21 protein-coding genes are annotated in these 24,281 nt (G+C 62.5%); 4 read left to right on the top strand and 17 right to left on the bottom strand.

Annotated features, from left to right (window positions below; genetic code table 11):
- Positions 1 to 75: 75 nt before the first annotated feature.
- Positions 76 to 1,464, bottom strand: coding sequence for an FAD-binding oxidoreductase (locus FURADRAFT_RS08505; RefSeq protein ID WP_008953720.1), 1,389 nt, complete (start codon positions 1,462 to 1,464; stop codon positions 76 to 78).
- A gap of 81 nt (positions 1,465 to 1,545) precedes the next feature.
- Here FURADRAFT_RS08505 and serA point away from each other — a divergent pair, with 81 nt between their 5' ends.
- A complete protein-coding gene (serA, locus tag FURADRAFT_RS08500) occupies positions 1,546 to 2,775 on the top strand; it encodes a phosphoglycerate dehydrogenase (RefSeq protein ID WP_008953719.1) in 1,230 nt (409 codons plus the stop codon).
- Positions 2,776 to 2,862: 87 nt separating this feature from the next.
- Here serA and accD read toward each other — a convergent pair whose 3' ends face one another.
- The 14 genes from accD to leuC form a co-directional block, all read right to left on the bottom strand.
- Positions 2,863 to 3,732, bottom strand: coding sequence for an acetyl-CoA carboxylase, carboxyltransferase subunit beta (gene accD, locus FURADRAFT_RS08495; protein WP_008953718.1), 870 nt, complete (start codon positions 3,730 to 3,732; stop codon positions 2,863 to 2,865).
- 84 nt (positions 3,733 to 3,816) lie between these two features.
- On the bottom strand, positions 3,817 to 4,605 hold the full coding sequence (gene trpA, locus FURADRAFT_RS08490) for a tryptophan synthase subunit alpha (RefSeq protein WP_008953717.1): 789 nt from the start codon (positions 4,603 to 4,605) through the stop codon (positions 3,817 to 3,819).
- 12 nt (positions 4,606 to 4,617) lie between these two features.
- Positions 4,618 to 5,817: a tryptophan synthase subunit beta gene (gene trpB, locus FURADRAFT_RS08485; RefSeq protein WP_008953716.1), complete on the bottom strand. Its 1,200-nt coding sequence runs from the start codon at positions 5,815 to 5,817 to the stop codon at positions 4,618 to 4,620.
- Positions 5,804 to 6,427 (bottom strand): phosphoribosylanthranilate isomerase, encoded by a 624-nt coding sequence (locus FURADRAFT_RS08480; RefSeq protein ID WP_008953715.1) that lies wholly within the window; start codon positions 6,425 to 6,427, stop codon positions 5,804 to 5,806. The genes trpB and FURADRAFT_RS08480 overlap by 14 nt, the downstream gene beginning before the upstream one ends.
- Before the next feature lies 1 nt (position 6,428).
- Positions 6,429 to 7,217 carry a tRNA pseudouridine(38-40) synthase TruA gene (truA, locus tag FURADRAFT_RS08475; RefSeq protein WP_008953714.1) on the bottom strand — a complete coding sequence of 263 codons (789 nt, stop codon included), beginning with the start codon at positions 7,215 to 7,217 and terminating at the stop codon, positions 6,429 to 6,431.
- Positions 7,214 to 7,813: a hypothetical protein gene (locus FURADRAFT_RS08470; RefSeq protein ID WP_236261563.1), complete on the bottom strand. Its 600-nt coding sequence runs from the start codon at positions 7,811 to 7,813 to the stop codon at positions 7,214 to 7,216. The genes truA and FURADRAFT_RS08470 overlap by 4 nt, the downstream gene beginning before the upstream one ends.
- 31 nt (positions 7,814 to 7,844) lie before the next feature.
- Complete coding sequence (locus tag FURADRAFT_RS08465) at positions 7,845 to 10,037, bottom strand: FimV/HubP-related protein (RefSeq protein WP_008953712.1); 2,193 nt, start codon at positions 10,035 to 10,037, stop codon at positions 7,845 to 7,847.
- A gap of 78 nt (positions 10,038 to 10,115) precedes the next feature.
- Positions 10,116 to 12,449, bottom strand: coding sequence for a FimV/HubP family polar landmark protein (locus FURADRAFT_RS08460; protein WP_008953711.1), 2,334 nt, complete (start codon positions 12,447 to 12,449; stop codon positions 10,116 to 10,118).
- A 174-nt stretch (positions 12,450 to 12,623) separates the two neighbouring features.
- Positions 12,624 to 13,637, bottom strand: a complete 1,014-nt coding sequence (locus tag FURADRAFT_RS08455; protein ID WP_008953710.1) for an aspartate-semialdehyde dehydrogenase — start codon at positions 13,635 to 13,637, stop codon at positions 12,624 to 12,626.
- A gap of 93 nt (positions 13,638 to 13,730) precedes the next feature.
- Positions 13,731 to 14,843, bottom strand: coding sequence for an aspartate-semialdehyde dehydrogenase (gene asd, locus FURADRAFT_RS08450; protein WP_008953709.1), 1,113 nt, complete (start codon positions 14,841 to 14,843; stop codon positions 13,731 to 13,733).
- A gap of 340 nt (positions 14,844 to 15,183) precedes the next feature.
- Entirely contained in the window at positions 15,184 to 16,248 is a 1,065-nt protein-coding gene (gene leuB, locus FURADRAFT_RS08445) for a 3-isopropylmalate dehydrogenase (protein ID WP_008953708.1), read from the bottom strand.
- Between the two features lie 63 nt (positions 16,249 to 16,311).
- Complete coding sequence (gene leuD, locus FURADRAFT_RS08440; RefSeq protein ID WP_008953707.1) at positions 16,312 to 16,950, bottom strand: 3-isopropylmalate dehydratase small subunit; 639 nt, start codon at positions 16,948 to 16,950, stop codon at positions 16,312 to 16,314.
- 33 nt (positions 16,951 to 16,983) lie between these two features.
- Entirely contained in the window at positions 16,984 to 17,271 is a 288-nt protein-coding gene (locus FURADRAFT_RS08435) for an entericidin A/B family lipoprotein (protein WP_008953706.1), read from the bottom strand.
- Positions 17,255 to 18,661: a 3-isopropylmalate dehydratase large subunit gene (gene leuC, locus FURADRAFT_RS08430; RefSeq protein WP_008953705.1), complete on the bottom strand. Its 1,407-nt coding sequence runs from the start codon at positions 18,659 to 18,661 to the stop codon at positions 17,255 to 17,257. The genes FURADRAFT_RS08435 and leuC overlap by 17 nt, the downstream gene beginning before the upstream one ends.
- A 314-nt stretch (positions 18,662 to 18,975) precedes the next feature.
- Here leuC and FURADRAFT_RS08425 point away from each other — a divergent pair, with 314 nt between their 5' ends.
- Positions 18,976 to 19,761 (top strand): helix-turn-helix transcriptional regulator, encoded by a 786-nt coding sequence (locus tag FURADRAFT_RS08425; RefSeq protein ID WP_008953704.1) that lies wholly within the window; start codon positions 18,976 to 18,978, stop codon positions 19,759 to 19,761.
- A 61-nt stretch (positions 19,762 to 19,822) separates the two neighbouring features.
- On the opposite strand, the gene FURADRAFT_RS08420 is transcribed toward FURADRAFT_RS08425, so the two are convergent.
- Together FURADRAFT_RS08420 and FURADRAFT_RS08415 are read right to left on the bottom strand one after the other, a co-directional pair.
- Positions 19,823 to 20,233 carry an RNA-binding S4 domain-containing protein gene (locus tag FURADRAFT_RS08420; RefSeq protein ID WP_008953703.1) on the bottom strand — a complete coding sequence of 137 codons (411 nt, stop codon included), beginning with the start codon at positions 20,231 to 20,233 and terminating at the stop codon, positions 19,823 to 19,825.
- Positions 20,230 to 20,883, bottom strand: a complete 654-nt coding sequence (locus FURADRAFT_RS08415; protein ID WP_008953702.1) for a fumarylacetoacetate hydrolase family protein — start codon at positions 20,881 to 20,883, stop codon at positions 20,230 to 20,232. Before FURADRAFT_RS08415 ends, FURADRAFT_RS08420 begins: the two co-directional genes overlap by 4 nt.
- 307 nt (positions 20,884 to 21,190) lie before the next feature.
- Between FURADRAFT_RS08415 and FURADRAFT_RS08410 the strand changes: the two genes are divergently transcribed.
- Together FURADRAFT_RS08410 and FURADRAFT_RS08405 are read left to right on the top strand one after the other, a co-directional pair.
- Positions 21,191 to 22,960 carry a PHA/PHB synthase family protein gene (locus FURADRAFT_RS08410; protein ID WP_008953701.1) on the top strand — a complete coding sequence of 590 codons (1,770 nt, stop codon included), beginning with the start codon at positions 21,191 to 21,193 and terminating at the stop codon, positions 22,958 to 22,960.
- Positions 22,961 to 23,054: 94 nt separating this feature from the next.
- A complete protein-coding gene (locus FURADRAFT_RS08405) occupies positions 23,055 to 24,236 on the top strand; it encodes an acetyl-CoA C-acetyltransferase (RefSeq protein WP_008953700.1) in 1,182 nt (393 codons plus the stop codon).
- The last annotated feature ends 45 nt before the right edge of the window (positions 24,237 to 24,281 follow it).

The following is a 24,281-nucleotide window of genomic DNA, read 5'->3' as shown; positions in this document are numbered from 1 at the left end:
CCGGTTAAAAAATAGGCAAAAGCGTGTTACACCAATGAAATCCCTCGTGACATACGCACCCTCTTCGGCAAGGTTTTACAGCAGTTTACCCGGGTTCATCACCCCGTTCGGGTCGAACACTGCCTTGATGGCACGCATCAGCGCGATCTCCTCGACACTGCGCGTCACATCCAGATAATCGCGCTTCAAGAGGCCGACGCCGTGTTCGGCCGACATGCTGCCGCCGAATTCCCCCACCAGGGAGAAAACGTGTTCGTTGACCTGCTCGCAGGCGCGGCGGAAGTCGTCCAGTTCCAGCGCGTCGGGCTTCAGGATATTGATGTGCAAGTTGCCGTCGCCGATATGGCCATACCACAGCACCTCGAAATCAGGGTATTCGCGCGACAGGATGGCATCGAGCCGTTCGACGAAGGCCGGCACCCGGCTCACCGTTACCGCGATGTCGTTCTTGTAAGGCTTGTAGGGGGTGATCGACTCGCTGATGTCCTCGCGCAGCCGCCACAGGTCCTTCGCCTGCTGCTCGGACTGAGACAGCACCCCGTCCACCAGCCAGCCCTGTTCGGCGCACGCCTCAAACACGGCCAGGGCCACCTCCTCGGTATCGGCGGCCAGTTTCTCGAACTCTAGCAGCACGTAGTAGTCGGCTTCGCCCTCGAACGGCCGCTTGACGTGGCCGCGCGCCAGGACGTGGCGCATCGCTTTTTCCGAGAAAAACTCGAAGGCGTTGAGATCGAGCCGTTCGCGGAAGGCGTGGAACAGCTTCATGATGTCGGTCAACTGCGGCACCGCCAACACCATTACCCCCAGCTCGGCCGGCTGACGAGCCAGCTTCAGGGTGGCATCGACGATAAAGCCGAGCGTCCCTTCCGAGCCGACGAAGAGGTGGCGCAGGTCGTAGCCGGTATTGTTCTTGGCGAGCCCATTATTCAGCCGCAGCACTTCACCTTTGCCGGTGACCACGGTCAGCCCCGCCACCCACTCGCGCGTCATCCCGTAGCGCACCACCTTGATACCGCCGGCGTTGGTGGCGATGTTGCCGCCGATCTGACTCGATCCGCGCGAGGCGAAGTCCACCGGGTAGTAGAGCCCATTTTCGGCGGCGAACTGCTGCAACGCCTCGGTGATGACGCCGGCCTGGCAGCGCACGGTGCGCGCGACCGGATCAAAGTCGCTGATGGCCTTCATGCGGTCGAACGACACCACCACCTCGCCCTGCCGCGCCACGGCCCCGCCAGACAATCCGGTACGGCCGCCGGACGGCACCAGCGCCACCTGCTCACGGTTGGCCCACTGCACGACGGCAACGACCTCGTCCACGGTTTGCGGGAACACCACGGCGGACGGCGCGGGCTGGTAGTAGCGGGTCCAGTCCAGCCCGTAGCGGGCCAGAGAATCGGCATCGGTGGCAACGCGGTCGGCACTGAACATGGCATGCAGCTCGGCAAGCAGGCGGGGAGCGATCATCGGCAACTCTCTGGTCAAGACGGAAAATCCGGAGTAATAATGAATAATACTTGAGTTTTTTGGTCAACAACGGAACCCGGCATGCAAAACCTTTCGCTCGCCAAGGACAAGATCAAGATACTGCTTCTGGAGGGAATCCACCAGACGGCAGTCGACAGCTTCCGTCAGGACGGTTACAGCCAGATCGACTATCACAAGAAGGCACTGGCCCCGGAAGAACTGCTCGAACGCATCGCCGACGCCCATATCATCGGCATCCGCTCGCGCAGCCAGCTGACCGACGAGGTCTTCGCCGCCGCCAACAAGCTGATGGCGGTCGGCTGCTTCTGCATCGGCACCAACCAGGTCGACCTCAAGGCCGCCGCCCGCCACGGCATCCCGGTATTCAACGCGCCGTTCTCCAATACCCGTTCCGTCGCCGAACTGGTTATCGCCGAGGCGATCATGCTGATGCGCGGCATCCCGGAGAAAAGCACCCTGGCCCATCGCGGCGGCTGGTTGAAATCGGCCAACAACAGTTACGAGGTACGCGGCAAGACGCTGGGCATCGTCGGCTATGGCCACATCGGCACCCAGGTCGGCATTCTTGCCGAATCCCTCGGCATGAAGGTGGCGTTCTACGATACCGAAAACAAGCTGCCACTAGGGAACGCCCACCAAGTCGCAACGCTCAAGGAACTACTCGGCCAGGCCGATGTGGTCACGCTGCACGTGCCGGAAACGCCTGACACCCAGGACATGATCGGTGCCGCCGAGCTTTCGGCGATGAAACCCGGCGCCCACCTGCTCAACGCCTCGCGCGGCACCGTGGTGGACATTGCAGCGTTGGCCGAAGCGCTGCGCCGCAAGCACCTGCACGGCGCCGCTATCGACGTCTTTCCTGTCGAGCCCGAGGGCAACGGCGAGGCGTTCAGCTCGCCGCTATGCGAGTTCGACAACGTGATCCTAACGCCGCACATCGGCGGCAGCACGCTGGAGGCGCAGGCCAACATCGGCGGCGAAGTGGCCGCCAAGCTGATCAAGTACTCCAACAACGGCTCGACGCTGACCGCGGTGAACTTCCCCGAGGTCTCGCTGCCCGAGCATCGCGGCAAATGCCGGCTGCTGCACATCCACAAGAACCAGCCCGGCGTGCTGGCACGCATCAACGACGAGTTTTCGCGCGCCGGCATAAACATCGCCGGCCAGTACCTGCAGACCAACGAGGAGATCGGCTACGTGGTGATCGAGATCGACAGCGCCGCCAGCCAGACCGCGCTCGAAACGCTGCAGCGCATTGAGGGCACCCTGCGCTGCCGCGTGCTGTACTAAGCACTCCTCCGCCAAAGCCCCCCGAAAAAAGCAAAACCCCGCCAAACGGCGGGGTTTTTAGTTCGAGCGGACAACCGCGCGAAAGGATCAGGCGACCGCGGGTTCCTTCATCAGGATCGAGATCAGCGAGGCCACCTTGGCCTTGAGCTCGCGGCGATCGACGATCATGTCGATGGCGCCCTTCTCCAGCAGAAACTCGGAACGCTGGAAGCCTTCCGGCAGGGTCTCACGCACGGTCTGCTCGATGACACGCGGACCGGCAAAACCGATCAGCGCACCCGGCTCACCGATCACCACGTCGCCGAGGAAGGCGAACGAAGCCGAAACCCCGCCCATGGTCGGGTCGGTCAGGATCGAGATGAACGGCAGCTTGTGATCGGTCAGCAATTGCAGCGCGGCACTGGTCTTGGCCATCTGCATCAGCGAGTTCAGGCCTTCCTGCATGCGCGCGCCACCCGAGGCGGAAACGCAGATGAACGGCGCCTTGGCTTCCACCGCAGCTTGTACGCCGCGCACGAAACGCTCCCCCACTACCGAGCCCATCGAACCACCGATGAACTTGAATTCGAACGATGCCACCACGGCCGGCAGCGTCAGGATGCTGCCCTGCATGACCACCAGGGCGTCGTCTTCGCCGGTGGCGTTCTGCGCCGCCACCAGACGATCGGGGTAACGCTTGCCGTCCTTGAACTTCAGGATATCAACCGGTTTGACTTCGGCACCGATCTCGCGGCGGCCTTCGGCATCCAGCAACATGCCCAGGCGATCCCGTGCAGAGACCGCGTGATGATGGTTACACTTCGGGCAAACCTGCAGATTGCTTTCCAAGTCGGTGTAATACAGCACCGCTTCACAGGCCGGGCACTTGCTCCACAGCCCCTCCGGTACCGCCGAGGACTTTTCGGCGCGATTCTCGCGCTTGATCTTCGGCGGCAGGAGTTTATTCAACCAGCTCATGCTGACTCCTTGCTCATTCGCTCCGGCAACAACAGGTTGGCCGAAGCATGATTGCCCCGCGGCACGAAACCGCGGGGACATGTACTAACTAATGGCGGCCTTCAGTTCGGCGACCAAGGGCGTCAACCGCTCGCGAGCGGTCTCGGGCGTTGCCGCCTCGATTTCCTGGACCAGACGGCTTCCCACCACGACAGCATCGGCCGTGACGGCAATGGCACGCGCGGTTGCACCGTCGCGAATACCGAAGCCGACACCAATAGGCACATGAATGTATTGTCTAAGGGCGGCAATTTTACGCGCTACGTCGTCAATGTCCAGATTTCCAGCACCGGTCACGCCTTTCAGTGACACATAGTAAACATAGCCGCGCGCATGACGAGCGATCTCGGCCACTCGCTGGAGCGGTGTGGTCGGCGCCAACAGGAAGATCGGGTCAATACTTTCCTGTTGCAGCGCCGTAGCCAGTTCCTCCGCCTCTTCCGGCGGGCAATCGACCGTCAACATACCGTCCACCCCGGCGGCGGCGGCACGCTTGGCAAATTCAGCATAGCCCATGGCACACAGCGGATTCAGGTAACCCATCAGCACCACCGGCGTGGTGCTGTTGGTCTTGCGGAACTCAGCGACCATGTCGAGCACATGGCGCAGGCCGACCTTGTGCGCCAGCGCACGCTCGGAAGCTCTTTGAATCACCGGACCGTCGGCCATCGGGTCGGAAAACGGCACCCCCAGCTCGATGATGTCGGCGCCACCCTCGACCAGGCCATGCATCAGGCTCACGGTCAGATCCGGATGAGGATCCCCAGCGGTAATGAACGGAATCAGGGCCTTCTTGCCGGCCAGTGCGGCAAAACATGCTGCAATACGTGACATGCTTACTCCTGCTTACAAGGTCAGGCCGGACAGGCTGGCCACGGTATTGATGTCCTTGTCGCCGCGACCGGACAGGTTGACCAGAATGACCTGATCCTTGCTCATGGTCGGCGCCGTCTTGGCCGCCCAGGCCAGGGCGTGGCTGGACTCGAGCGCCGGGATGATACCCTCGTAGCGGCACAGGTCGTGGAATGCCTTGAGCGCCTCGTCGTCATTGATCGCGGTGTATTCGGCGCGACCGATATCCTTGAGGTAGCTGTGTTCCGGACCTACCCCCGGGTAGTCCAGGCCGGCGGACACCGAGTGCGTCTCGATGATCTGACCGTCTTCATCCTGCATCAGGTAACTCTTAAAGCCGTGCAGCACGCCCGGCTTGCCGATGGACAGCGGTGCGGCATGGCGACCGGTCTCGACACCGTCCCCACCCGCCTCGACACCAACCATGCGCACGCCGTCGACGCCGATGTACGGATAGAACAGGCCAATGGCGTTGGAGCCACCACCGACGCACGCCACCACCACGTCCGGCTGGCGACCGATCATTTCCGGCATCTGCACCTTGCATTCCTCGCCGATCACGGTCTGGAAGTCGCGCACCAGCATCGGGTAGGGATGCGGACCGGCGGCAGTGCCCAGGATGTAGAAGGTGGAATCGACGTTGGTCACCCAGTCGCGCATCGCTTCGTTGAGCGCATCCTTGAGCGTCTTGGAGCCGGATTCGACCGGCACCACGGTGGCGCCAAGCAGCTTCATGCGGTACACGTTGGGCGACTGGCGCTTGACGTCTTCCGCCCCCATGTACACCACGCATTCGAGGCCATAACGGGCGGCCACGGTGGCCGACGCCACGCCGTGCTGGCCGGCGCCGGTCTCGGCGATCACTCGCTTCTTACCCATGCGCCGTGCCAGCAATGCCTGGCCGATGGTGTTGTTGACCTTGTGCGCGCCGGTGTGATTCAGGTCTTCGCGCTTGAGATAGATCTGCGCCCCGCCCAGCAGTTCGGACCAGCGTTTGGCGTGGTAGATCGGCGAAGGGCGGCCGACATAATGCTTCAGTTCGTAATGAAACTCTTCCCAGAACGCCGGGTCAGCCTTGGCGCGAGCGTATTCTTCGTTGAGTTCAGCCAATGCCGCCATCAGCGTTTCGGCGACGTAGATGCCACCATACGGACCGAAATGGCCGCGGACATCCGGAAAATCATACCGATCCATGCCTTGCTCCTGATATGAATGCCGCCATCTTGGCCGCATCCTTGATTCCTTTTCCTTGCTCCACCCCGCTCGACACATCCACGGCGGCGGGTTGAACCCTTGCCACAGCATCCTGCACGTTGTCCGGCGTCAAACCGCCGGACAGGATCAGCGACAACGGCAGATCCGCTGGCAGCAGCGTCCAGTCGAACACCGCGCCGGTACCGCCATGAGCGCCCTCAACGAAGGCGTCGGCCAGCAAACCACGCGCATCGTGATAGGCCGCCGCCCATTCTAGCAAATCCACCCCCGGCCTGACCCGTACCGCCTTGAGATAGGGTCGGGAGAACGAGCGGCAAAACTCGGGAGACTCCTCGCCGTGGAACTGCAGAATGTCTACCGGGCAGGCGTCGAGAACACGGCGCACGAAAGCTTCGTCAGGATTAACGAACAGGGCCACCACACTGACGAAAGGCGGCAGCTCCCGCACGATGGTTCGCGCCTGCTCCAACGAGACGTTGCGCGGGCTTTTCTCGTAAAACACCAGGCCGATGGCGTCGGCGCCCAAACGGGCCGCTTCGGCCCCGTCTTCCGGCCGGGTGATACCGCAAATTTTTACTCGGGGAAGCATCTCATCTCCACAATGTCAGCCGGGCGGGGTCGCTCGCCGCCGTCACGCCGAACGACTCGGGGTACCCTACTCCGGTCAGATACAGGCCATCCGGCATGAAGGTAGGGGGGGCGTGACGACGGTCCCGAGCCGACAACAGATCGACCATATCCTCCGGGCTGAGCGTCCCCTTGCCGACATACACCAGTGCGCCGACGATATTGCGCACCATGTGATGCAGAAAGGCATCCGCCAGCAGGTCGAAGCGGATGAAACCGTCCGCCTCGTGAATATCCAGCCGCTGCAGGTGTTTGACCGGCGACTTGGCCTGGCATTCGGCAGCCCGGAAGCTGGAAAAATCGTGCCGTCCCAACAGATGAGCAGCTGCTTCCCGCATCGCCTCCACATCCAGCGGCTGGTGATACCAGCCTACCTTGCCCGCCAGGAGGCAGCTACGCACCGGGTGGGTCAGCAGGAAATAACTGTAGGAGCGGGAAAAGGCCGAGAAGCGCGCATGGAACTCCTCGTCCACCTGCTTGGCCCATACCACGGCGATGTCCGCCGGCAGATGGCTGTTGACGCCACGCACCCAGGCATTCTCCGGACGCTCGACCTCCACATCGAAATGCACCACCTGCATCAGGGCATGAACTCCGGCATCGGTCCGGCCGGCGGCCACCGTATTTATCGGTGCGCAGGCGATGTGCGACAAGGCCAGATTCAGTTTGTCCTGCACGGTATTGCCGTGCGGCTGGCTTTGCCAGCCCGCAAACGCCCTGCCGTCGTACTCGACCCCCAACGCCACTCTCATGCTACCGCCTTCATGACCGCTCCCAGACCCACCGCCAACGACACCAGGACCACGTTATCGGATGCCCTCCAGCGGTAAACCCTCAACTGTACCCCATCCGGCGCCGGTAACGCCATGGCTTCGGCCATGAGGGAGCGCCAGGCACTTCGCGTGCGCGGCCGCGTCGCCGCCAGCAACTGCTCGGCATAGGAAAGGGTCAAGCACAGACGTAAGGCAAAACGCTCCGATGACAGGCCCACCCAGTGCAAGGGACGTAGGAGAAACAGCAGGCCAGCCAGCACCCCATCTCGTCCCACCGCCAACCAGATACCACGAATCAGCCAGACCAGAATGAGCAGCCGCAAGACATGACGCGCTCCTTCGGCCAACCCCTCGCGCGTCGGCGCCCAGGCGGTATCGAACAAGGCATCGCCCGGCACCGACCACCCCATGGTCAACCACAACGTCAGCAACAGCCAGCGCATCCGGCGCAGCGACTGCCCAACCCCCGTCCGCTCTTGCACGTTGAGCAGCACCGCGGCGACCACGGCCAAGAACGACAACGGCACCAGGGGTAGAAACTGCACCACCAGTGCCGCCATCAGCCAACACAGCAAGATTGCCGCGGGATGGAACGTCTCAGTCAGATCAAGCCGAATCTTCAGACTCCTTCAACAAGGCCTTGGCCGCCTCAGTATCCCCCATCTCCATGTACAGCCGCGCCAGTTCCTGTTTGTCCGAAGCCGATTGAGGTACCTCGGCGGCCAGGGGAACCTCAGCAGCAAGGGAGGCCTGGGTCGGCACGGCCGATCCATCACCTGGCACGACGGGAGGAACCGCCGCTCGTGCCACCACACCAGCAGCCGGAATAGACGCTGCGGCCGGCACCGCGACACCTTCGGCGCGCGCAAGCGGCTCCATCTCAAATAACGGATTGCCCGGCAGGGTTACCCGCCCCAGCTCGCAGACACGCTGCCACAAGGTACTATCCTTGCCAAACACTCCTTTCGCTGCCGTCGCCTCGAGGATGAAGGGCTGTTTGTCCGGCAGGGCGGATAAGGCTTCCAGCAATTTAAACCGTACATCCTGCCGCATCGGCTCCCGCACCAGCCCTTCTCGCAGCAAGGCCAAGGCCTGATCGGTACGGCCATAAGCAAGATAGACCTCCGCCTCGGCCACCAGGTCGACCGGGCTCAAGTCGATTCCCCCGCCCTGCTTGCCCCCCGCCATCAAGGTGGTGAGCGGCCCCATCGTCAGCAGGGACGGATTGGCACCAACGCTCAACGCCGTTGCAAGCCCGTTCGCACTGCCGCCTTGCCGATTCCGGCGTCGCCGCAGCCACCACCAACCCCCGCCCAGCAATGCCACGCCCGCGGCACCGGCACTATAGAGATAAGGGGAATTGTCGCCCAATGCCTTGCCCAGGCTCTCCATCGCGCCTGGCTCAGTGCCGGCAGCGTTTCCGACCGGCGCGGCCTTGGTTGTAGGCGCCTTGACCGGGGCAGAATGGGCTGCCTCTTGCTGCAAGGCATTCAGCCGTTGCTGCAGCGCCTGAAGGCGCTGCTCCGCCACCGCGAGCAGTTGGTCCTGCTGCTGAAGCCGGCGTTTCAACTGTTCCTCCCTCTGCGCCTCCTTGCTGGGCTGTACAACCTTATCGCCGACCACAGGCACGGCCGCAGCCGCAGCTGGAGCGACCACAGGAGCAGTTGCTGGCACGGGAGCAGCAAGCTGAGCTGGAGCCGCAGAAGGCTCTTTCACGGTTGCCTTATTGCCACCCGGTGGCGCCTCGCCAATGCGCCAATTTGCCGGATAGGCCAGTTGCGCCCCGGCTTTCAGCCTGTCGACATCACCGGCGATAAAGGCTTGCGGATTGGCGGCATGCAGCCGGCGAATCACCTGCTCCACCGAGCCCGCGCCCTCAGTGCGCTGCGCGATAGCGCCGAGCGTGTCCCCGCGCCCGACCCGATAGACCTTGGTCTTTGCCGCATCACGAACCACGCCGGCAGCCTCTCCCCGAGAAGAACGGGCAATCGGGCGGGCAGCTTCAGGGGGGTCGAACAACAGCGAATAGCTTCTTGCCAGTTTGAGGGTGCCGACTCCGACCTCGAGCCGCAGCGAGAGCATGGGTTCTTCAACGATTTGAGAGGAGAAAAGCCGCAGCACCGTCTTACCGCTCGCTGACTTGACAAACTCGTAGCCTATCGACGCTAGCAAATGGGCCTGCTGTGCCCCCACCGCACCACTGGGCAGCACCACGGCAGCGAGCTGCTTGTGCTCGGCATGAAGCCGCCCCAGCACCTCCACTTCGGCAAGCAAGGGCTCGCCAATAAAGGACTGCACCTTGAGTTCACCAAGTCCCAGCGGTGTTAGCCGGGCATGATGATCGGCAGTGACAGCGGCTTTCTTGCCTTCGTCATCAGGCAGGGGGTGACGTTTTGGGTGGCGTGGCCCATCGCGGCGGTAATCCACGTCGAATTCGCGCACCAGGCGCCCGGCAGGCCAGCTGATTTCCACGGCAAAATGCAGCGTGGGCTCATCGAAATTGGCTGGGCCGGCAACACGTACTTTCGAGAGCGTTCCATCGGCCTGCTGCACCAGAGAGAACTGGAGCTTGCCGGCTGATGGCGTGTACGGGGAGATCAGAGGGTAGTGATTGCGGTCGGCTAGTCCAATCGACGCGTTGGCGCCAACGGCTTCATCGACCAGGGGAATTTCCGCCTCAAAAGGCTCCCCCTCCGAGGACAGCACCTTGATCGGGCCCAACCCGGCATGGGCCTGCACCGCGACCCCCAAAGAAGACAGCAAAGCGGCAATCGCCGTCATTCTGATGACAGAGTCCATTCTGTTCATTCCCTGTCTAGCAAGCCTCCGTTGGAGCCGAAACGAACCAGCCCTCGAAGGAGGGCCGGAGTTTCACGATCAAGAGCCTATCTTGGCCAGTAGTTGTTCCGCCTCCGACTTCAGCCCGCCCTGGGCTTCGGAAAGCAGATCTTCCAGCACTTCCTTGGCGCCGTCCTTATCCCCCATATCCAGATAAACCTTGGCCAGATCGAGTTTGGTGGACAAGGGATCGTCATTGACCGACAAACCCTCCAGCGAGGCGGCCTCCGGTGCCGACTCGGCCCCCAGCATACCTTCGTAGAGGGCTTCAAAACCGGCCGAGCCAGTCTCTTCCAACCCCAGATCGGGAGCCGTATCGGCTTTACCCTGCTGCCCAGCCTTGCCGGAAGGCTCGCTCAACATCGAATCGAGATTGAAGTCGAAATCGAGCAGGTTTTCCTGCATCGCCCCCGAGGCTGCGGGGTCATCCTGTGTGGCTTCCGCCTCTGGTTTCTTGGCAGAAAGGTCAAAAGCGGCATCCAGGTCGAAATCGAGCATATTCCCCGGATTGGCCTCCTCTGCAAGCCCGGAGGGTGGTGCTTCGGCAAACAGAGCGGCACGCAACGGGTCGTCGCTTTCGGCCGGGACGGATGGCGTAACAGGAGCGCTCGGTGCCTTTGCCGGCTCCCGGGGCGCGGCGACGTTTTCTGCCGGCATCGGCGGGGAGGCCGGAGCCGGAGGCTGCCCGAACAGTTCGTGATCGAGGTCGATCGCCGCCGCCGGCGCCACAGCCGGGGCACTCGCCCCCGGGGTAGTGTCTAGCAACTGATATAGCGGATTACCCGGATCGAGCACCGCCCCCATCGCCGCCGCCTTGGCCCAATGCGGACCCTTGCCGTCGAATGCCGCATAAAGTTCGCGCGCGAGCGACTCGAAGCCCTCCTTGTCCTGCCGTGCCGCGTGGATTTCCATCAATTTCAGACGCACTTCGTGGCGGGACGGATCGCGGCTCAATGCATCTTTGAGAATCTCCTCGGCCTGCGCATCCCTACCGTAGGCGATATACACCTCCGCCTCGGCAATCGGATCAACCTCGGCCGTGTCGATAGCCCCCACCGACTGCGTGAAGTTGGCCATGAAAGAGTGGCCTCCGCCGATGGCCGACGCCCCACCCTGGAGATTGATGTTGGAGCTGGCTCCGCTACCGAGCACGGCGCCGGCATTGCCGGACGAAAGCTTGAGCGCAGAAGACAAGGACGGGGCTTGACGGCGACGGCGCGCCACCACCACGCCCAAGGCTGCCAACAGTGCGATGGCGGCGCCACCACCGACCAGAGGCAGATTGTCGACCAGCGAATCGACCAACGACGGCCCAGCTGCCTCCCCGGCCTTGGCGGCGCTACCGGCTGCAGGCTTGGCAATCTCATGGCTGTTCTGCAACGCTTTGATTTGCGCCTCGAGTGTCGCAATGCGCTTTTCGGCATCTTTCAATGCCTGATCGCGGCTGGCAACTTGCTGCTCTACCTCGGAAAGTTTTTCGTCCGAGGGGGCAGAAGTTTCCGGCGCCATCAGTTTCAGCACTTCCCCACCCTTGACCGGCTGAGCCGCCTGCGGGGCCGCAGCAGCCGGCTTGGGCGCTGCTGCCGGCGGCTGCTCGGGGCTGGCTTGTGCTGCCGGGGGCATCGAGTTGGCAGCAAGCGCGGAGGCCGGGGCCAGCAGATTACGGGCCTCGGACGAAGCAATGGCGCGAATCTTGGCCGCCGGCGGCACCTTCAGGTTGACGGCCGCCTTGATGCGGTTTGGGTCCCCCGCGATGAAAGCGGAAGGGTTGTTCTTGACCAAGGCCGCCATGGTTTGTTCTAGGGAGGCCCCTTGTGGCCGCACCTGAGCCGCCAGCGTATTCAGCGTCGCCCCCGGAGCCACGTAAAGCGAATCGGCAGAGGTACGCCTTGGCGCTACCACACCCTCGCGGGCCACGTTGCCTCGGTATGGACTAGCGAGACTAGGCGCCGCCTTTGGCAAGGACTGGACAAAGGAGGGCTTGTTGTTGACCTGGTAATCGATCGGATCGAGTAAAACGGTGTACTCGCGCACCGAGCGCCCGGAACTGGTTCTAGCCTCCACCACGAAGCGCAAATACGGCTCGTTGATCGGGGCGGAAGACGAAACGCGAACGATAGCCCCTCTTCCGCTCGGTTCCACCGAGAACTTTAGCGAACTCAGAATGCCCGAATAATCGACGTTAAGGTCCCGGAAAGTGTCCATTCCGGCCAGGCCGACCCGTGCTGAGGACAGTTCGGCGGCATTAACATCGGTCAGATTGATCTCGGCGCGAAATGTTTCACCCAGATAGGATCTGACATTGATTTTCCCCAGCCCCGCCCAAGCATTAGCGGAAAAAAGTACCGCAACGGCGAGAGCGCTCAGCTTCATTTTTGCCCGATTTGTCACAGTTCACCTTCCGGCAACAACCTGCTTAGATGTTTTTTTCAACAACTACCCCATAGTGAAGGTAGTCCTTTATCAGTGCCATCTTAGGCTTTAACAAGCTCTTTAGCTAGATTTCATACCAAGAAAAAAGGCGGCAAAGACTGCCGCCTTGTTCCTTTATCCGAAGTGCCCTGCGTTTTGCACAGCCTCAGCCACAGTGACGCAGCTCATTGCCGCGGCGGCTCTGACGTTGTCGGCCGTCAACCAGAAGCTGAGGGTCTTTCCGGTACGGCGGACACGGCTTACCCAGACCCGGTCGTTGCCGGCGACTTCCATCGGCGTGGCATAGCCATCCGGCTGCTGCGGCTGGTCCACCACGTGCAGCCCGAGCGATGCAAACAGGTTCCGGGCACGCGAAGCCTCAACTTCGGTATCGGTTTCCACCGTGACCGACCACGCGTGACCAAAGAACACCGGCACCCTGACACAGGTCGCCTCGACAGCGAGCTCATCACTGCCGAACAGACGGTGCAGTTCATTGACGATGGACGACTCTTCTTCGGTCGCACCACTCTCGTCGGCATCACCGATCTTGGGCAGCAGGTTGTAGGCGATGCGCTTGGCGTAGACTTCGCACTCGGCGTCGCGCTGGGTGAACAGCGCCGTGGTCTGATTGGCCAGTTCCTCGAGCGCGGCCTGACCGCTTCCGGATACGGATTGGTAGGTGGATACCGTCACCCGTTTCAGGCCATGCTCAGCCAGCGCCTTCAAGGCGATGGCCAGCGGCGTGACCGTGCAATTGGGTACGGCGATCAGGGCGCTCTCCGGCAGATCGGCCACCAGGCTACCGTTCAGGGCAGGAACGAGCAGCGGCACTTCATCATCCTGGCGATAAGCCGAGCTGAAATCGATGACGGTGGCGCCTGCCTCGCGCGCCAGCGGCACGTACTGCCGAGAAATCTCACTCCCCCCCACGAAAATGGCCAACGGCGTCACCTCGAAGCCAAACTCGTCGACCGGGTGAACATTCAGCTCAAGGTTGCCAAAGGTGACGGTTTCCCCATCGTGATCCTGGGTATCCACGGCAAACACGCGGCTGGCTGGAAAGTCACGGCTGGCGAGCAAGTCGAGCACGGCCTGGCCGACGAGACCGGTTGCTCCAACGACGGCAACCTGAATGGGATGAGACATGGTGAATTCCTGTTAGAAATGCATAAAGGGCGCAAAGCGCCCTTTGGGAAAAACAGAACCGGCACTCAGGCCGGTTCGAGCGATGAGCGTATTTTAACGCTCAATCAGGATGCGCAGCATGCGGCGCAGAGGCTCGGCAGCCCCCCACAGCAACTGATCACCGACGGTAAAGGCGGACAGGTAGTCGCCGCCCATGGCCAGCTTGCGCAGACGGCCCACTGGCGTGGTCAGCGTGCCGGTCACGGCAGCCGGGGTCAGATCACGCATCGAGGCTTCGCGGGTATTCGGCACAACCTTGGCCCACGGGTTGGCGGCAGCCAGCATCGCTTCGATCTCGTCGAGCGGCACGTCCTTCTTCAGTTTAATGGTCAGAGCCTGGCTGTGGCAGCGCATGGCGCCGACACGCACGCACAGACCATCCACCGGCACCGGGTTGGCCGAAAGACCGAGAATCTTGTTGGTTTCGACGCCGCCCTTCCACTCTTCCTTGGACTGGCCGTTGCCGAGATCCTTGTCGATCCACGGAATCAGGCTGCCGGCCAGCGGCACGCCGAAGTTCTGGCTCGGGTACTCGTCCGAGCGCAGGAAGTCGGATACCTTGCGATCGATGTCGAGGATGGCGGAAGCCGGGTCGGCCAGCTTGTCGGCCACCTGGCCATGAATGGCGCCCATGCCGGAGATCAGCTCGCGCATGTTCTGCGCGCCGGCACCCGATGCCGCCTGGTAGGTCATCGAGGTAACCCATTCCACCAGGTCGTTCTGAAACAGGCCACCCAGCGCCATCAGCATCAGCGACACGGTGCAGTTGCCGCCGACGTAGTTCTTCACGCCGTTCGCCAGGCCGTCCTTGATCACGTTCATGTTGACCGGATCGAGAATGATGATGGCGTCGTTTTCCATGCGCAGCGTGGAGGCGGCGTCGATCCAGTAGCCTGTCCAGCCGGCGGCACGCAGTTTCGGGAACACCTCGGAGGTGTAGTCGCCACCCTGGCAGGTGACAATGGCGTCCATCGCCAGCAGATCATCGATATTCTTGGCATCTTTCAATGCCGGCACGTCACGGCCGATATCGGGACCCTTGCCGCCAACGTTGGAGGTGGTGAAGAACACCGGCTCGCTGATCTGGGCAAAATCGTTTTCTTCACGCATGCGCTGCATCAGCACGGAACCGACCATGCCGCGCCAGCCAACAAAACCTACTCGCACGATAAATATCTCCTGAATGTCGTCGGATAGAGGAAGCTATTTCGCCGGCCTGCTCATCGAGGCCGGTCTTATCTGGTGATCAACCCCATTGTGCAGGGCAACAGCGGCTCACACAATGGGGTTGACGCGTTTTATTTGAACCGCATTTACCACGCCACTGGAGCTGCCAACAAAACCCAGAGCAGCGGTCTTGGCTAGGCGCGCGGCCGCAGAAAACGAGGCGCAGCCGAAGTTTCAGCGAAGCCACATGCAAGTAGTACGGCAAGTGCTTGCTGGGCGAATCCCTGCAAGAGATTCGCCCGCGAGCACAACAACACCAAGAGGGTTTTGTTAGCGGCTCTTACAGCGCGGCGACCACGGCGTCGCCCATGCCCGAGCAGCTGACTTTCTCGCAGCCCGCCTCGAAGATATCGGCGGTACGGTAGCCCTGCTTCAGCACCGTCTTCACCGCACTCTCGACGCGCAGGGCCGCCTCTTCCTGACCGAAGGTGTAACGCAGCATCATGGCGGCGGAGAGGATGGTGGCGAGCGGGTTGGCCAGGTTCTTGCCGGCGATGTCCGGTGCGGAACCGTGCGAAGGCTCGTACAGGCCCTTGTTGTTCTGGTCGAGCGAGGCCGACGGCAACATGCCGATGGAACCCGTCAGCATCGAAGCCTCGTCGGACAGGATGTCGCCGAAGATGTTGCCGGTGACCATCACGTCGAACTGCTTGGGGTTGCGCACCAGTTGCATTGCGGCGTTGTCGACGTACATGTGGCTGAGCCCCACCTCCGGATACTCGCGCGCCACGTCGATGAAGATTTCCTTCCAGAATTCGGTGGTTTCCAGCACGTTGGCCTTATCCACCGAGCACAGCTTCTTGTTGCGCTTCATGGCGATGCCGAACGCCACGTGGGCGATACGGCGGATTTCGCTCTCGCTGTAGCGCATAGTGTTGTACGCCTCGCGCTCGCCCAGCTCGTTGACGGCGATGCCACGCGGCTGGCCGAAGTAGATGTCGCCGGTCAGCTCGCGCACGATCATGATGTCGAGACCCGACACCACTTCCGGCTTCAGCGTGGAAGCGTTGGCCAGTTCGGGGTAGAGAATGGCCGGACGCAGGTTGGCGAACAGGTTGAGATCCTTGCGGATCGCCAGCAGGCCGCGCTCCGGGCGCAGCGGGCGGTCGAGGTTGTCGTACTGCGGGCCGCCCACGGCGCCCAGCAGCACAGCATCGGCGGCGCGGCACAGCTTCTGGGTGAATTCCGGGTAAGGTTGGCCGAAGGCATCGTAACCGGCCCCACCCAGCGGCGCCTCTTCCATTTCCAGCGGCAGGCCATCCTGACGCAATACGTCCAGCACGCGGCGCGCCTGGGCAATGATTTCCGGGCCGATGCCGTCACCGGGCAATACTGCAATTTTCATAATCGTGTCCCTTGCTTTCTCTTTAGCATGGACGGGCAGCAGGGCTGCCCGCACTGGCCGGACTCAGGCCAACAACCAGGGCTTCTCAGCCTTGAGCTTTTCCTCGTAGGCGCGAATCTTGTCGGCCTGCGCCAGGGTGAGGCCAATTTCATCGAGCCCGTTGAGCAGGCAATGCTTGCGATGCTCGGTAATATCGAAGGCGAAGGATTGACCGGACGGGGTGGTCACGGTCTGGGCCGCGAGATCGATGTCCAGACGGTAGCCTTCGGTTGCCTGGCTTTCCTTGAACAACTGGTCGACCGCCTCCGCCGGCAGCACGATCGGCAGCAGGCCGTTCTTGTAGCAGTTGTTGAAGAAAATGTCGGCGAAGCTCGGCGCGATGACCACGCGGAAACCATAATCTTCCAGCGCCCACGGCGCGTGCTCGCGGCTGGAGCCGCAGCCGAAGTTCTCGCGCGCCAGCAGTACCTGGGCACCGGCGTAGCGCGGATAGTTCAGCACGAAATCCGGGTTGAGCTGGCGCGCACTGTTGTCCATGCCCGGCTCGCCGTGGTCGAGATAGCGCCATTCGTCGAACAGGTTCGGGCCGAAACCGGAGCGCTTGATCGACTTGAGAAACTGCTTCGGGATGATCGCATCGGTGTCGACATTGGCGCGATCGAGCGGGCACACGAGCCCGTTCAATGTGGTAAATGCTTTCATTGTTCCTGTAGGGCCAAGCCCTCTCCCAATACGTTAGTTGCCTTGCGGCGCCGTGCCGTTGACCACGGGGGCCGGCGGGCTCGGACGCGTCGCATCGTCTATCTTGTCGCCCACGCGCTTGGCGGTATCCGATACCGCTTCGCCGCCGCGCTGCACGGCGTGGCCGACCGCTTCGCCACCGCGATGCAGAGCATGGCCGACGGCCTCGCCGCCCTGGTTGATGTCCTGACCCAGTCCGTGCACGGTGTTGCAAGCGCCAAGCAGCAGGACACCCGTCAGCGGCAGCAAACGGCGCAGCGCACGTTTAGAAATGACTAACATCGACGAAGTGGCCTGCAATCGCGGCGGCCGCGGCCATGGCCGGGCTTACCAGGTGAGTACGCCCGCCCTGCCCCTGGCGGCCCTCGAAGTTGCGGTTGGAAGTCGAGGCGCAACGCTCGCCCGGCTGCAGGCGGTCGGCATTCATCGCCAGGCACATGGAGCAGCCCGGCTCGCGCCATTCGAAGCCGGCTTCGACAAACACCTTGTCGAGCCCTTCGGCCTCGGCCTGCGCCTTGACCAGGCCCGAGCCTGGCACCACCAGCACCTGCTTGACATTGGCCGCCTTCTTGCGCCCCTTGGCCACGGCGGCGGCTTCGCGCAGGTCTTCGATGCGGCTGTTGGTACAGGAACCGATGAACACTACATCCACCGCGATCTCGCTGATCGGGGTGTTGGCCTTGAGGCCCATGTAGGCCAGCGCGCGCTCGATGGAACCCTTCTTCACCGGGTCGCTTTCCTGTGCCGGATCCGGTACGTGGCCATTGATGTCAGTCACCATTTCCGGCGAGGTACCCCAGGTCACTTGCGGCTTGATCTCGGCGGCGTCCAGCGTGACCACGGCGTCGAAGTGCGCACCTTCGTCGGAATGCAGCGTGTTCCAGTAGGCGACTGCCTTGTCCCACGCTTCGCCCTTGGGCGCAAACGGCCGGCCCTTCACGTAGTCGATGGTTTTCTGGTCGACCGCCACCAGGCCGGAGCGGGCACCGGCTTCGATCGCCATATTGCACAGCGTCATGCGGCCTTCCATCGACAGGCTCTGGATCGCGTCGCCACCGAACTCGATGGCGTAGCCGGTACCGCCAGCGGTGCCGATTTTTCCAATAATCGCCAGCGCCACGTCCTTGCCGGTGATGCCGGCGGCCAGCTGGCCATCCACGCGCACCAGCATGTTCTTGGATTTTTTCGCCACCAGGGTCTGGGTGGCCATGACGTGCTCGACCTCGGAGGTGCCGATGCCGTGCGCCAGCGCGCCAAAGGCGCCGTGCGTTGAGGTGTGGCTATCGCCGCACACCACGGTCATGCCCGGCAAGGTGGCGCCCTGCTCCGGCCCCATCACGTGCACGATGCCCTGGCCCTTGTCCTTGAACGGGAAGTAGGCCAGTGCGCCGAATTCCTTGATGTTGCTATCCAGGGTTTCGACCTGCTGGCGCGAGATCGGATCCTTGATACCCTCGTCCCAGTGATCGGTCGGGGTGTTGTGGTCGGCGGTCGCCACGATGGACGATACTCGCCACGGCTTGCGGCCGGCCAGTTTCAGGCCTTCGAAGGCCTGCGGGCTGGTCACTTCGTGCACCAGGTGGCGATCGATATAAAGAAGCACGGTGCCGTCGGCTTCTTCCGTCACTACGTGGCTGGACCAGAGCTTGTCGTAAAGGGTCTGCGCGGTCATGTCTCTATGTCTTGTCGAAATCTAACGGTGGCGAAATAGCGTGAAATCCATTCTGGCATAGCGTTTACCCCTCATTCAAGCAAACCTTGCCGCAATGCAAAAACGCCAGCTTGAAACGTTCGACGGCACCTAAAGTAACCCGGCGCCATCCGGTTCGCCGCACCAACATCACCTCCACGGTACCGCGGTGACAATGTCGAAACAGAGCGGTGAACCCAGCCTCTGAAGATCAGGATAAAAAACGCTGGCTACTGGAACAAGCCCCTATTTTATCCTAGTATAAAACCCTACCAGCCTTCGCCAGACGATACCCCATGCCGCCACACAACCTTGGCCAGTTCATCCGCAAACACCGTGAACGCCTGCAGCCGGAAGACGCCGGACTGCGCACCACCGGGCGTCGCCGCACACCCGGTTTACGACGCGAAGAACTGGCCCAACTGTGCGCCGTCAGCCCCACCTGGATTACCTGGCTGGAACAAGGCAGGGAGGTGTCCGCATCGACCGAGGTGCTGTCCCGCCTGGCCGAGGTGCTGCAACTGACGGCGGCGGAACGGCATTACCTGTTCACGCTGGCGGGCAAGCTGGATTTGTCCGGCGAACAAAGCGATGCCAGCGCGGCGGACGCCATCGTGGCCAGCGTGGCACACGTCACCGCCCCCGCCTACGTGCTCGACCGGCAGTGGAATGCCCGCGCCTGGAATACCGCGGCAGAGCAGCTGTTCCATGGCTGGCTGGACACTGGCGCCGGAACGCCGGCGCGCAATCTGCTGCGTTTCACTTTCCTGGCGCCGCAGGCGCGGCACCTGATCGACAACTGGCCCTACCGGGCCAAGCGCCTGGTGGCGGAGTTCCGTGCCGACTGCGGCCGCAGCGTCGACGATGCCGAGATGCAGCCGTTGATCACCGAGCTGTGCCAGAGCAGCGCCGAATTCACCGCGTTCTGGCAGGACTACGAGGTCACCGGGCGTGAAGGCGGGATACGGGTGTTCCAGCACCCACAACGCGGTCGACTGGTGTACGAACAGGTCACCTTTTACCCGGCAACCCGTCGCGACCTCAAGCTGGTGATGCTGCTACCGGCCCTGCCCTCCCCTTGAGGCGGCATCGCCGGCTCTTCGGCCAACGTTTGAAGTGCGTGATCAACAGCGTGGCCCCGCCTCAGGAACCATTCTTGAAACGCTGGATTTCGCGTCGATCCTTCTTGGTCGGGCGACCGGCACCGTGCGGGAAGGACACCCGTTCGGCCTTGAGCAAGGCCTGCTTCTCCTCGCGCGCCAGTCGCGAGGCTTCGCTTTCTGCGTACAACAACTGCGCCTCGCTGGCCGAGCGTCGCTGCGCGGTCAAAGTTCGCACCTCGATATCGTACTCCAGCTGGTTGATCCGCAAGTGCAGGCGGTCCCCCACCTTGACTACGCGCGAGGCCTTGACCCGTTCCCCGCCCAGCGTCACCCTCCCCAACTCCAGCGCTTCGTGCGCCAGTTGCCGGGTCTTATAGAAGCGCGCCGCCCACAGCCACTTGTCGAGCCGGACCTTGCCTTCCTCGTCCGGCGCATGGTTTTGCCGGCTCATTCGACCACGCTCCACTCGGCCGACACCCACCCCTGCAGATCGAGTCGCAGGCGGTCGCCCGGCTTGACCGCCGCGACGCCCTCCGGGGTGCCGGTATAGATCAGGTCTCCCTCGCTCAGGCCGTAGACCGTGGAAAGGTAATGGATGATGGCGGGAACGGAAAACAGCATCAGACGGGTATCGCCCCGCTGACGCGTCTCGCCGTTGACCTGCAGGGTAAACTCGAGGTGCCCTGGGTCCGCGACGCGTTCCGCGGGAACGAAGGCCGAAACCGTGGCCGCACTGCGAAAGCCCTTGGCCTTGGTCCATGGTAGACCCTTTTGCTTGGCAATGCCCTGGACGTCGCGCGCGGTCATGTCGAGGCCGATGGCATAGCCCGCCACATGCTGCAGCGCGGCAGATTCAGGGATGTCATTTCCACCCTTGCCAATCAGCAGCACCAGTTCACATTCGTGATGAACATCGCCGGAATAGGCCGGCAGCCGAATCGGCTCGCCTTCAACGGCCAGCGCCGACGTCGGCTTCAGGAACACCAGCGGTTCCGCCTCGACGGCGTTGCCGAGTTCCGCCGCATGTGCGGCGTAGTTCCGGCCGATACAGAACACATTGCCCACGCGGATGCTCTGCCCGTTCAATTGAACTACCGCCATACTTTGACTCTCCCCTGGTTAAACACGGCTAACGGCAACTCTCAACTATAGCGCCGAAGCCCCGCGAACGGCAGTGCGGACAGACGCAGATTGCACGTGACAACGACCACGCCGTCATATATTATTTTGTTGCACTGCAACATTTGCTGGTCTGCAACAAAACCTCTGGCGTGAATGGTCGTTTCGTGTGAAATTGTCATTTACCACTGTTAGAGTTTGCCAAAACCAGCAGCACCCTCAGGGGGCCCGCGCGTCAGGACAAGCTGATCGGCGGACTGCCCCGACAGATACGCGCAAGGAGAGTACATTGAGCCAGGAAGCACCCATCTCGCTTGAGAAGTTTTTTGCCAGCCTCTCCGAGGCCAATCAACAGTGGATGCAGCAGTTCGTCAATTCCCTGACGCTGGGAGGCACCATGGGCGCTCCTGTCGATGGCGCGGCCAACCCGTGGGCAGGCATGATGAACCATGCCAACCAGCTGTTTGCCATGCAGAGCCAGCTCTACCAGCAACAGATGGGCCTCTGGATGAAATTCCTCGGCCAGGGCAACGCATCTGGCGACGAAGCACCCGCCCCGAGCAGCGACCGCCGCTTTGCCGCGCCGGAGTGGAACGATCACCCGTTCTACAGCCTGCTCAAGCAAAGCTACCTGGCCACCTCGAAGTGGATGACCGAACTGGTCGACCAGGCCCAGCTGGACGCGGAGGCCAAGGACAAGCTGACCTTCATCACCCGACAGTACATCGACGCCATGGCGCCGACCAACTTCATGCTGACCAACCCCGAGGTGATCAAGCGCGCGATCGAGACCAAGGGCGAGAGCCTGTCCGAAGGCATGAAGAACATGATGGAGGACATCAAGAAGGGTCACATCTCGATGTCCGATGAAAGCAAGTTCGAGATCGGCGTCAACATCGTGACCACGCCCGGCGAGGTCGTGTTCCGCAACGAACTGATCGAGCTGATCCAGTACACCCCGACCACAGAAAAGGTTTACGAAAAGCCGCTCCTGATCGTGCCGCCCTGCATCAACAAGTATTACCTGATGGATCTGCAGCCGGACAACTCGATGGTGCGCCATTTCGTGGCCCAGGGTTACCGCGTGTTCCTGATTTCCTGGCGCTCGGCCACCCCGGAGATGAAGCAGTTCACCTGGGAAACCTACATCGAGAAGGGCGTCATCGCCGCCGCCGAGGCGGTCAAGAAAGTCACCCGCCAGCCCTCGATGAACGCTCTGGGCTTCTGCATCGGTGGCGTCATCCTCACCACGGCGCTGTGCGTGATGCAGGCCAAGGGCATGAACTGGATCGATTCCGCCACCTTCATGACCTCGCTGCTCGACCATACCGATCCGGGCGAAATCAAGGTGTTCATCGACGAGAACGTGGTGCGCAGCCGCGAGCAGAAGCTAGCCAGCGGCGGCATCATCAGCGGCAAGGAGCTGGGGCGCACCTTCGCCTCGCTGCGCGCCAACGATCTGGTGTGGAACTACGTGGTGAACAACTACCTGCTGGGCAAGACCCCGGCACCGTTCGACCTGCTCTACTGGAACAACGACGCGGTCGACCTGCCGTTGCCGATGCATACCTTCTTCCTGCGCGAGATCAACCTCAAGAACTCGCTGACCAAGCCGGGTGCTATCACCCTGTGCGGCGTACCGATCGACGTGTCGAAGATCAACATCCCGGTGTATATCTTCGCCGCCCGCGAAGATCACATCGTGCTGTGGACCTCGGCCTACTCCGGCGTGAAGTACCTGACCGGCACGCCAAGCCGCCGCTTCGTGCTCGGCGCTTCCGGCCACATCGCCGGTTCGATCAACCCGGTGACCAAGGACAAGCGCAACTACTGGGTCAACGAAGCCCTCCCGGCAGACCCGGAAGACTGGCTGGAAACCGCGGAAAGCCGTCCGGGCAGCTGGTGGAAGGACTGGGATGCCTGGCTCGCTCCGCAATCGGGCAAGCAGGTGGCCACACCCAAGACCATGGGCAACAAGGAACTGCCCCCGCTCGAGCCGGCACCGGGGACGTACGTCCGCGCCAAGGCCCTGCCGGCGGTGGTGGCCTCGCTGCAATGATCCGGACCCGGTCCCGAGCGATCGGGGCCGTTTTCAACATGCCATTGTCGGCCCAAGATGCTGGCAATTTTAGTTCAATGAACGGAGAAGACTGATGGAAGAGATCGTTATCGTCGCTGCTGGCCGCACCGCTGTCGGCAACTTTGGTGGCTCGCTCGCGAAGATTCCGGCGCCGGAACTGGGCGCCACGGTGATCAAGGCCCTGCTGGAAAAGACCGGCATCGCCCCGGAACAGGTCTCCGAAGTGATCATGGGTCAGGTGCTGACCGCCGGCGTCGGCCAGAACCCGGCACGCCAGGCACTGATCAAGGCCGGCATTCCGGTCCACGTGCCGGCCATGACCATCAACCAAGTGTGCGGTTCCGGCCTGAAGGTGACCCACCTGGCCGCTCAAGCCATCGCCTGCGGCGATGCCGAGATCGTGATTGCCGGTGGCCAGGAAAGCATGAGCATGTCCCCGCACATTCTGCCGGGTTCGCGTGATGGCTTCCGCATGGGTCCGGCCACCCTGGTCGACACCATGGTGTACGACGGCCTGACCGACGTCTATAACCAGTACCACATGGGCGTTACCGCCGAGAACATCGCCACCAAGTACGGCATTTCGCGTGAAGAGCAGGATGCCTTCTCCGCCGCGTCGCAGAACAAGGCCGAAGCCGCCCGGGCTGCCGGCAAGTTCGTCGACGAGATCATTCCGGTGATGGTGCCGCAACGCAAGGGCGACCCGGTTGCCTTCGCCACCGACGAATTCATCAAGGCCGGCGCTACCGCCGAAGGTCTGGGCAAACTGCGCCCGGCCTTCAAGAAGGATGGCACCGTCACCGCTGGCAACGCCTCCGGCGTGAACGATGGCGCCGCCGCGGTGATCATGATGACCGCAAAGAAAGCCGCCGAGCTCGGCCTGAAGCCGCTGGCCCGCATCAAGGCCTACGCTTCGGCCGGCGTCGAGCCGTCGATCATGGGCATGGGCCCGGTACCGGCCACCCAGCGCGTGCTGGAACGTGCCGGCTGGAGCCTGGGCGAAGTCGACCTGATCGAAGCCAACGAAGCCTTCGCGGCTCAGGCGTTGGGTGTGGCGCGCGAACTGCAGTGGGATGCCGACAAGGTCAACGTCAACGGTGGCGCCATCGCCATCGGTCACCCGATCGGCGCTTCCGGCTGCCGCATCCTGGTCAGCCTGCTGCACGAAATGCAGCGCCGTGACGCCAAGAAGGGTCTGGCCACGCTGTGTATCGGCGGCGGCATGGGCGTGGCACTGGCGGTCGAGCGCGACTGACTCCACCCCTGAAGCGCAGACAAGCCGGGAATGTTTTCCCGGCTT

This window comes from Pseudogulbenkiania ferrooxidans 2002, assembly GCF_000174355.1.
Taxonomy (GTDB): Bacteria; Pseudomonadota; Gammaproteobacteria; order Burkholderiales; family Chromobacteriaceae; genus Pseudogulbenkiania; species Pseudogulbenkiania ferrooxidans.
The sequence above is the reverse complement of the archived record's forward strand: the minus strand, read 5'-3'. Positions and strand labels throughout refer to the sequence as shown.

Excerpts from the sequence above, each read along its gene's own strand:
- FURADRAFT_RS08505 (WP_008953720.1), bottom strand. The coding sequence starts at position 1,464 with ATGATCGCTCCCCGCCTGCTTGCCGAGCTGCATGCCATGTTCAGTGCC.
- serA (WP_008953719.1), top strand. The coding sequence starts at position 1,546 with ATGCAAAACCTTTCGCTCGCCAAGGACAAGATCAAGATACTGCTTCTG.
- accD (WP_008953718.1), bottom strand. The coding sequence starts at position 3,732 with ATGAGCTGGTTGAATAAACTCCTGCCGCCGAAGATCAAGCGCGAGAAT.
- trpA (WP_008953717.1), bottom strand. The coding sequence starts at position 4,605 with ATGTCACGTATTGCAGCATGTTTTGCCGCACTGGCCGGCAAGAAGGCC.
- trpB (WP_008953716.1), bottom strand. The coding sequence starts at position 5,817 with ATGGATCGGTATGATTTTCCGGATGTCCGCGGCCATTTCGGTCCGTAT.
- FURADRAFT_RS08480 (WP_008953715.1), bottom strand. The coding sequence starts at position 6,427 with ATGCTTCCCCGAGTAAAAATTTGCGGTATCACCCGGCCGGAAGACGGG.
- truA (WP_008953714.1), bottom strand. The coding sequence starts at position 7,217 with ATGAGAGTGGCGTTGGGGGTCGAGTACGACGGCAGGGCGTTTGCGGGC.
- FURADRAFT_RS08465 (WP_008953712.1), bottom strand. The coding sequence starts at position 10,037 with ATGGACTCTGTCATCAGAATGACGGCGATTGCCGCTTTGCTGTCTTCT.
- FURADRAFT_RS08460 (WP_008953711.1), bottom strand. The coding sequence starts at position 12,449 with ATGAAGCTGAGCGCTCTCGCCGTTGCGGTACTTTTTTCCGCTAATGCT.
- FURADRAFT_RS08455 (WP_008953710.1), bottom strand. The coding sequence starts at position 13,637 with ATGTCTCATCCCATTCAGGTTGCCGTCGTTGGAGCAACCGGTCTCGTC.
- leuB (WP_008953708.1), bottom strand. The coding sequence starts at position 16,248 with ATGAAAATTGCAGTATTGCCCGGTGACGGCATCGGCCCGGAAATCATT.
- leuD (WP_008953707.1), bottom strand. The coding sequence starts at position 16,950 with ATGAAAGCATTTACCACATTGAACGGGCTCGTGTGCCCGCTCGATCGC.
- FURADRAFT_RS08435 (WP_008953706.1), bottom strand. The coding sequence starts at position 17,271 with ATGTTAGTCATTTCTAAACGTGCGCTGCGCCGTTTGCTGCCGCTGACG.
- leuC (WP_008953705.1), bottom strand. The coding sequence starts at position 18,661 with ATGACCGCGCAGACCCTTTACGACAAGCTCTGGTCCAGCCACGTAGTG.
- FURADRAFT_RS08425 (WP_008953704.1), top strand. The coding sequence starts at position 18,976 with ATGCCGCCACACAACCTTGGCCAGTTCATCCGCAAACACCGTGAACGC.
- FURADRAFT_RS08420 (WP_008953703.1), bottom strand. The coding sequence starts at position 20,233 with ATGAGCCGGCAAAACCATGCGCCGGACGAGGAAGGCAAGGTCCGGCTC.
- FURADRAFT_RS08415 (WP_008953702.1), bottom strand. The coding sequence starts at position 20,883 with ATGGCGGTAGTTCAATTGAACGGGCAGAGCATCCGCGTGGGCAATGTG.
- FURADRAFT_RS08405 (WP_008953700.1), top strand. The coding sequence starts at position 23,055 with ATGGAAGAGATCGTTATCGTCGCTGCTGGCCGCACCGCTGTCGGCAAC.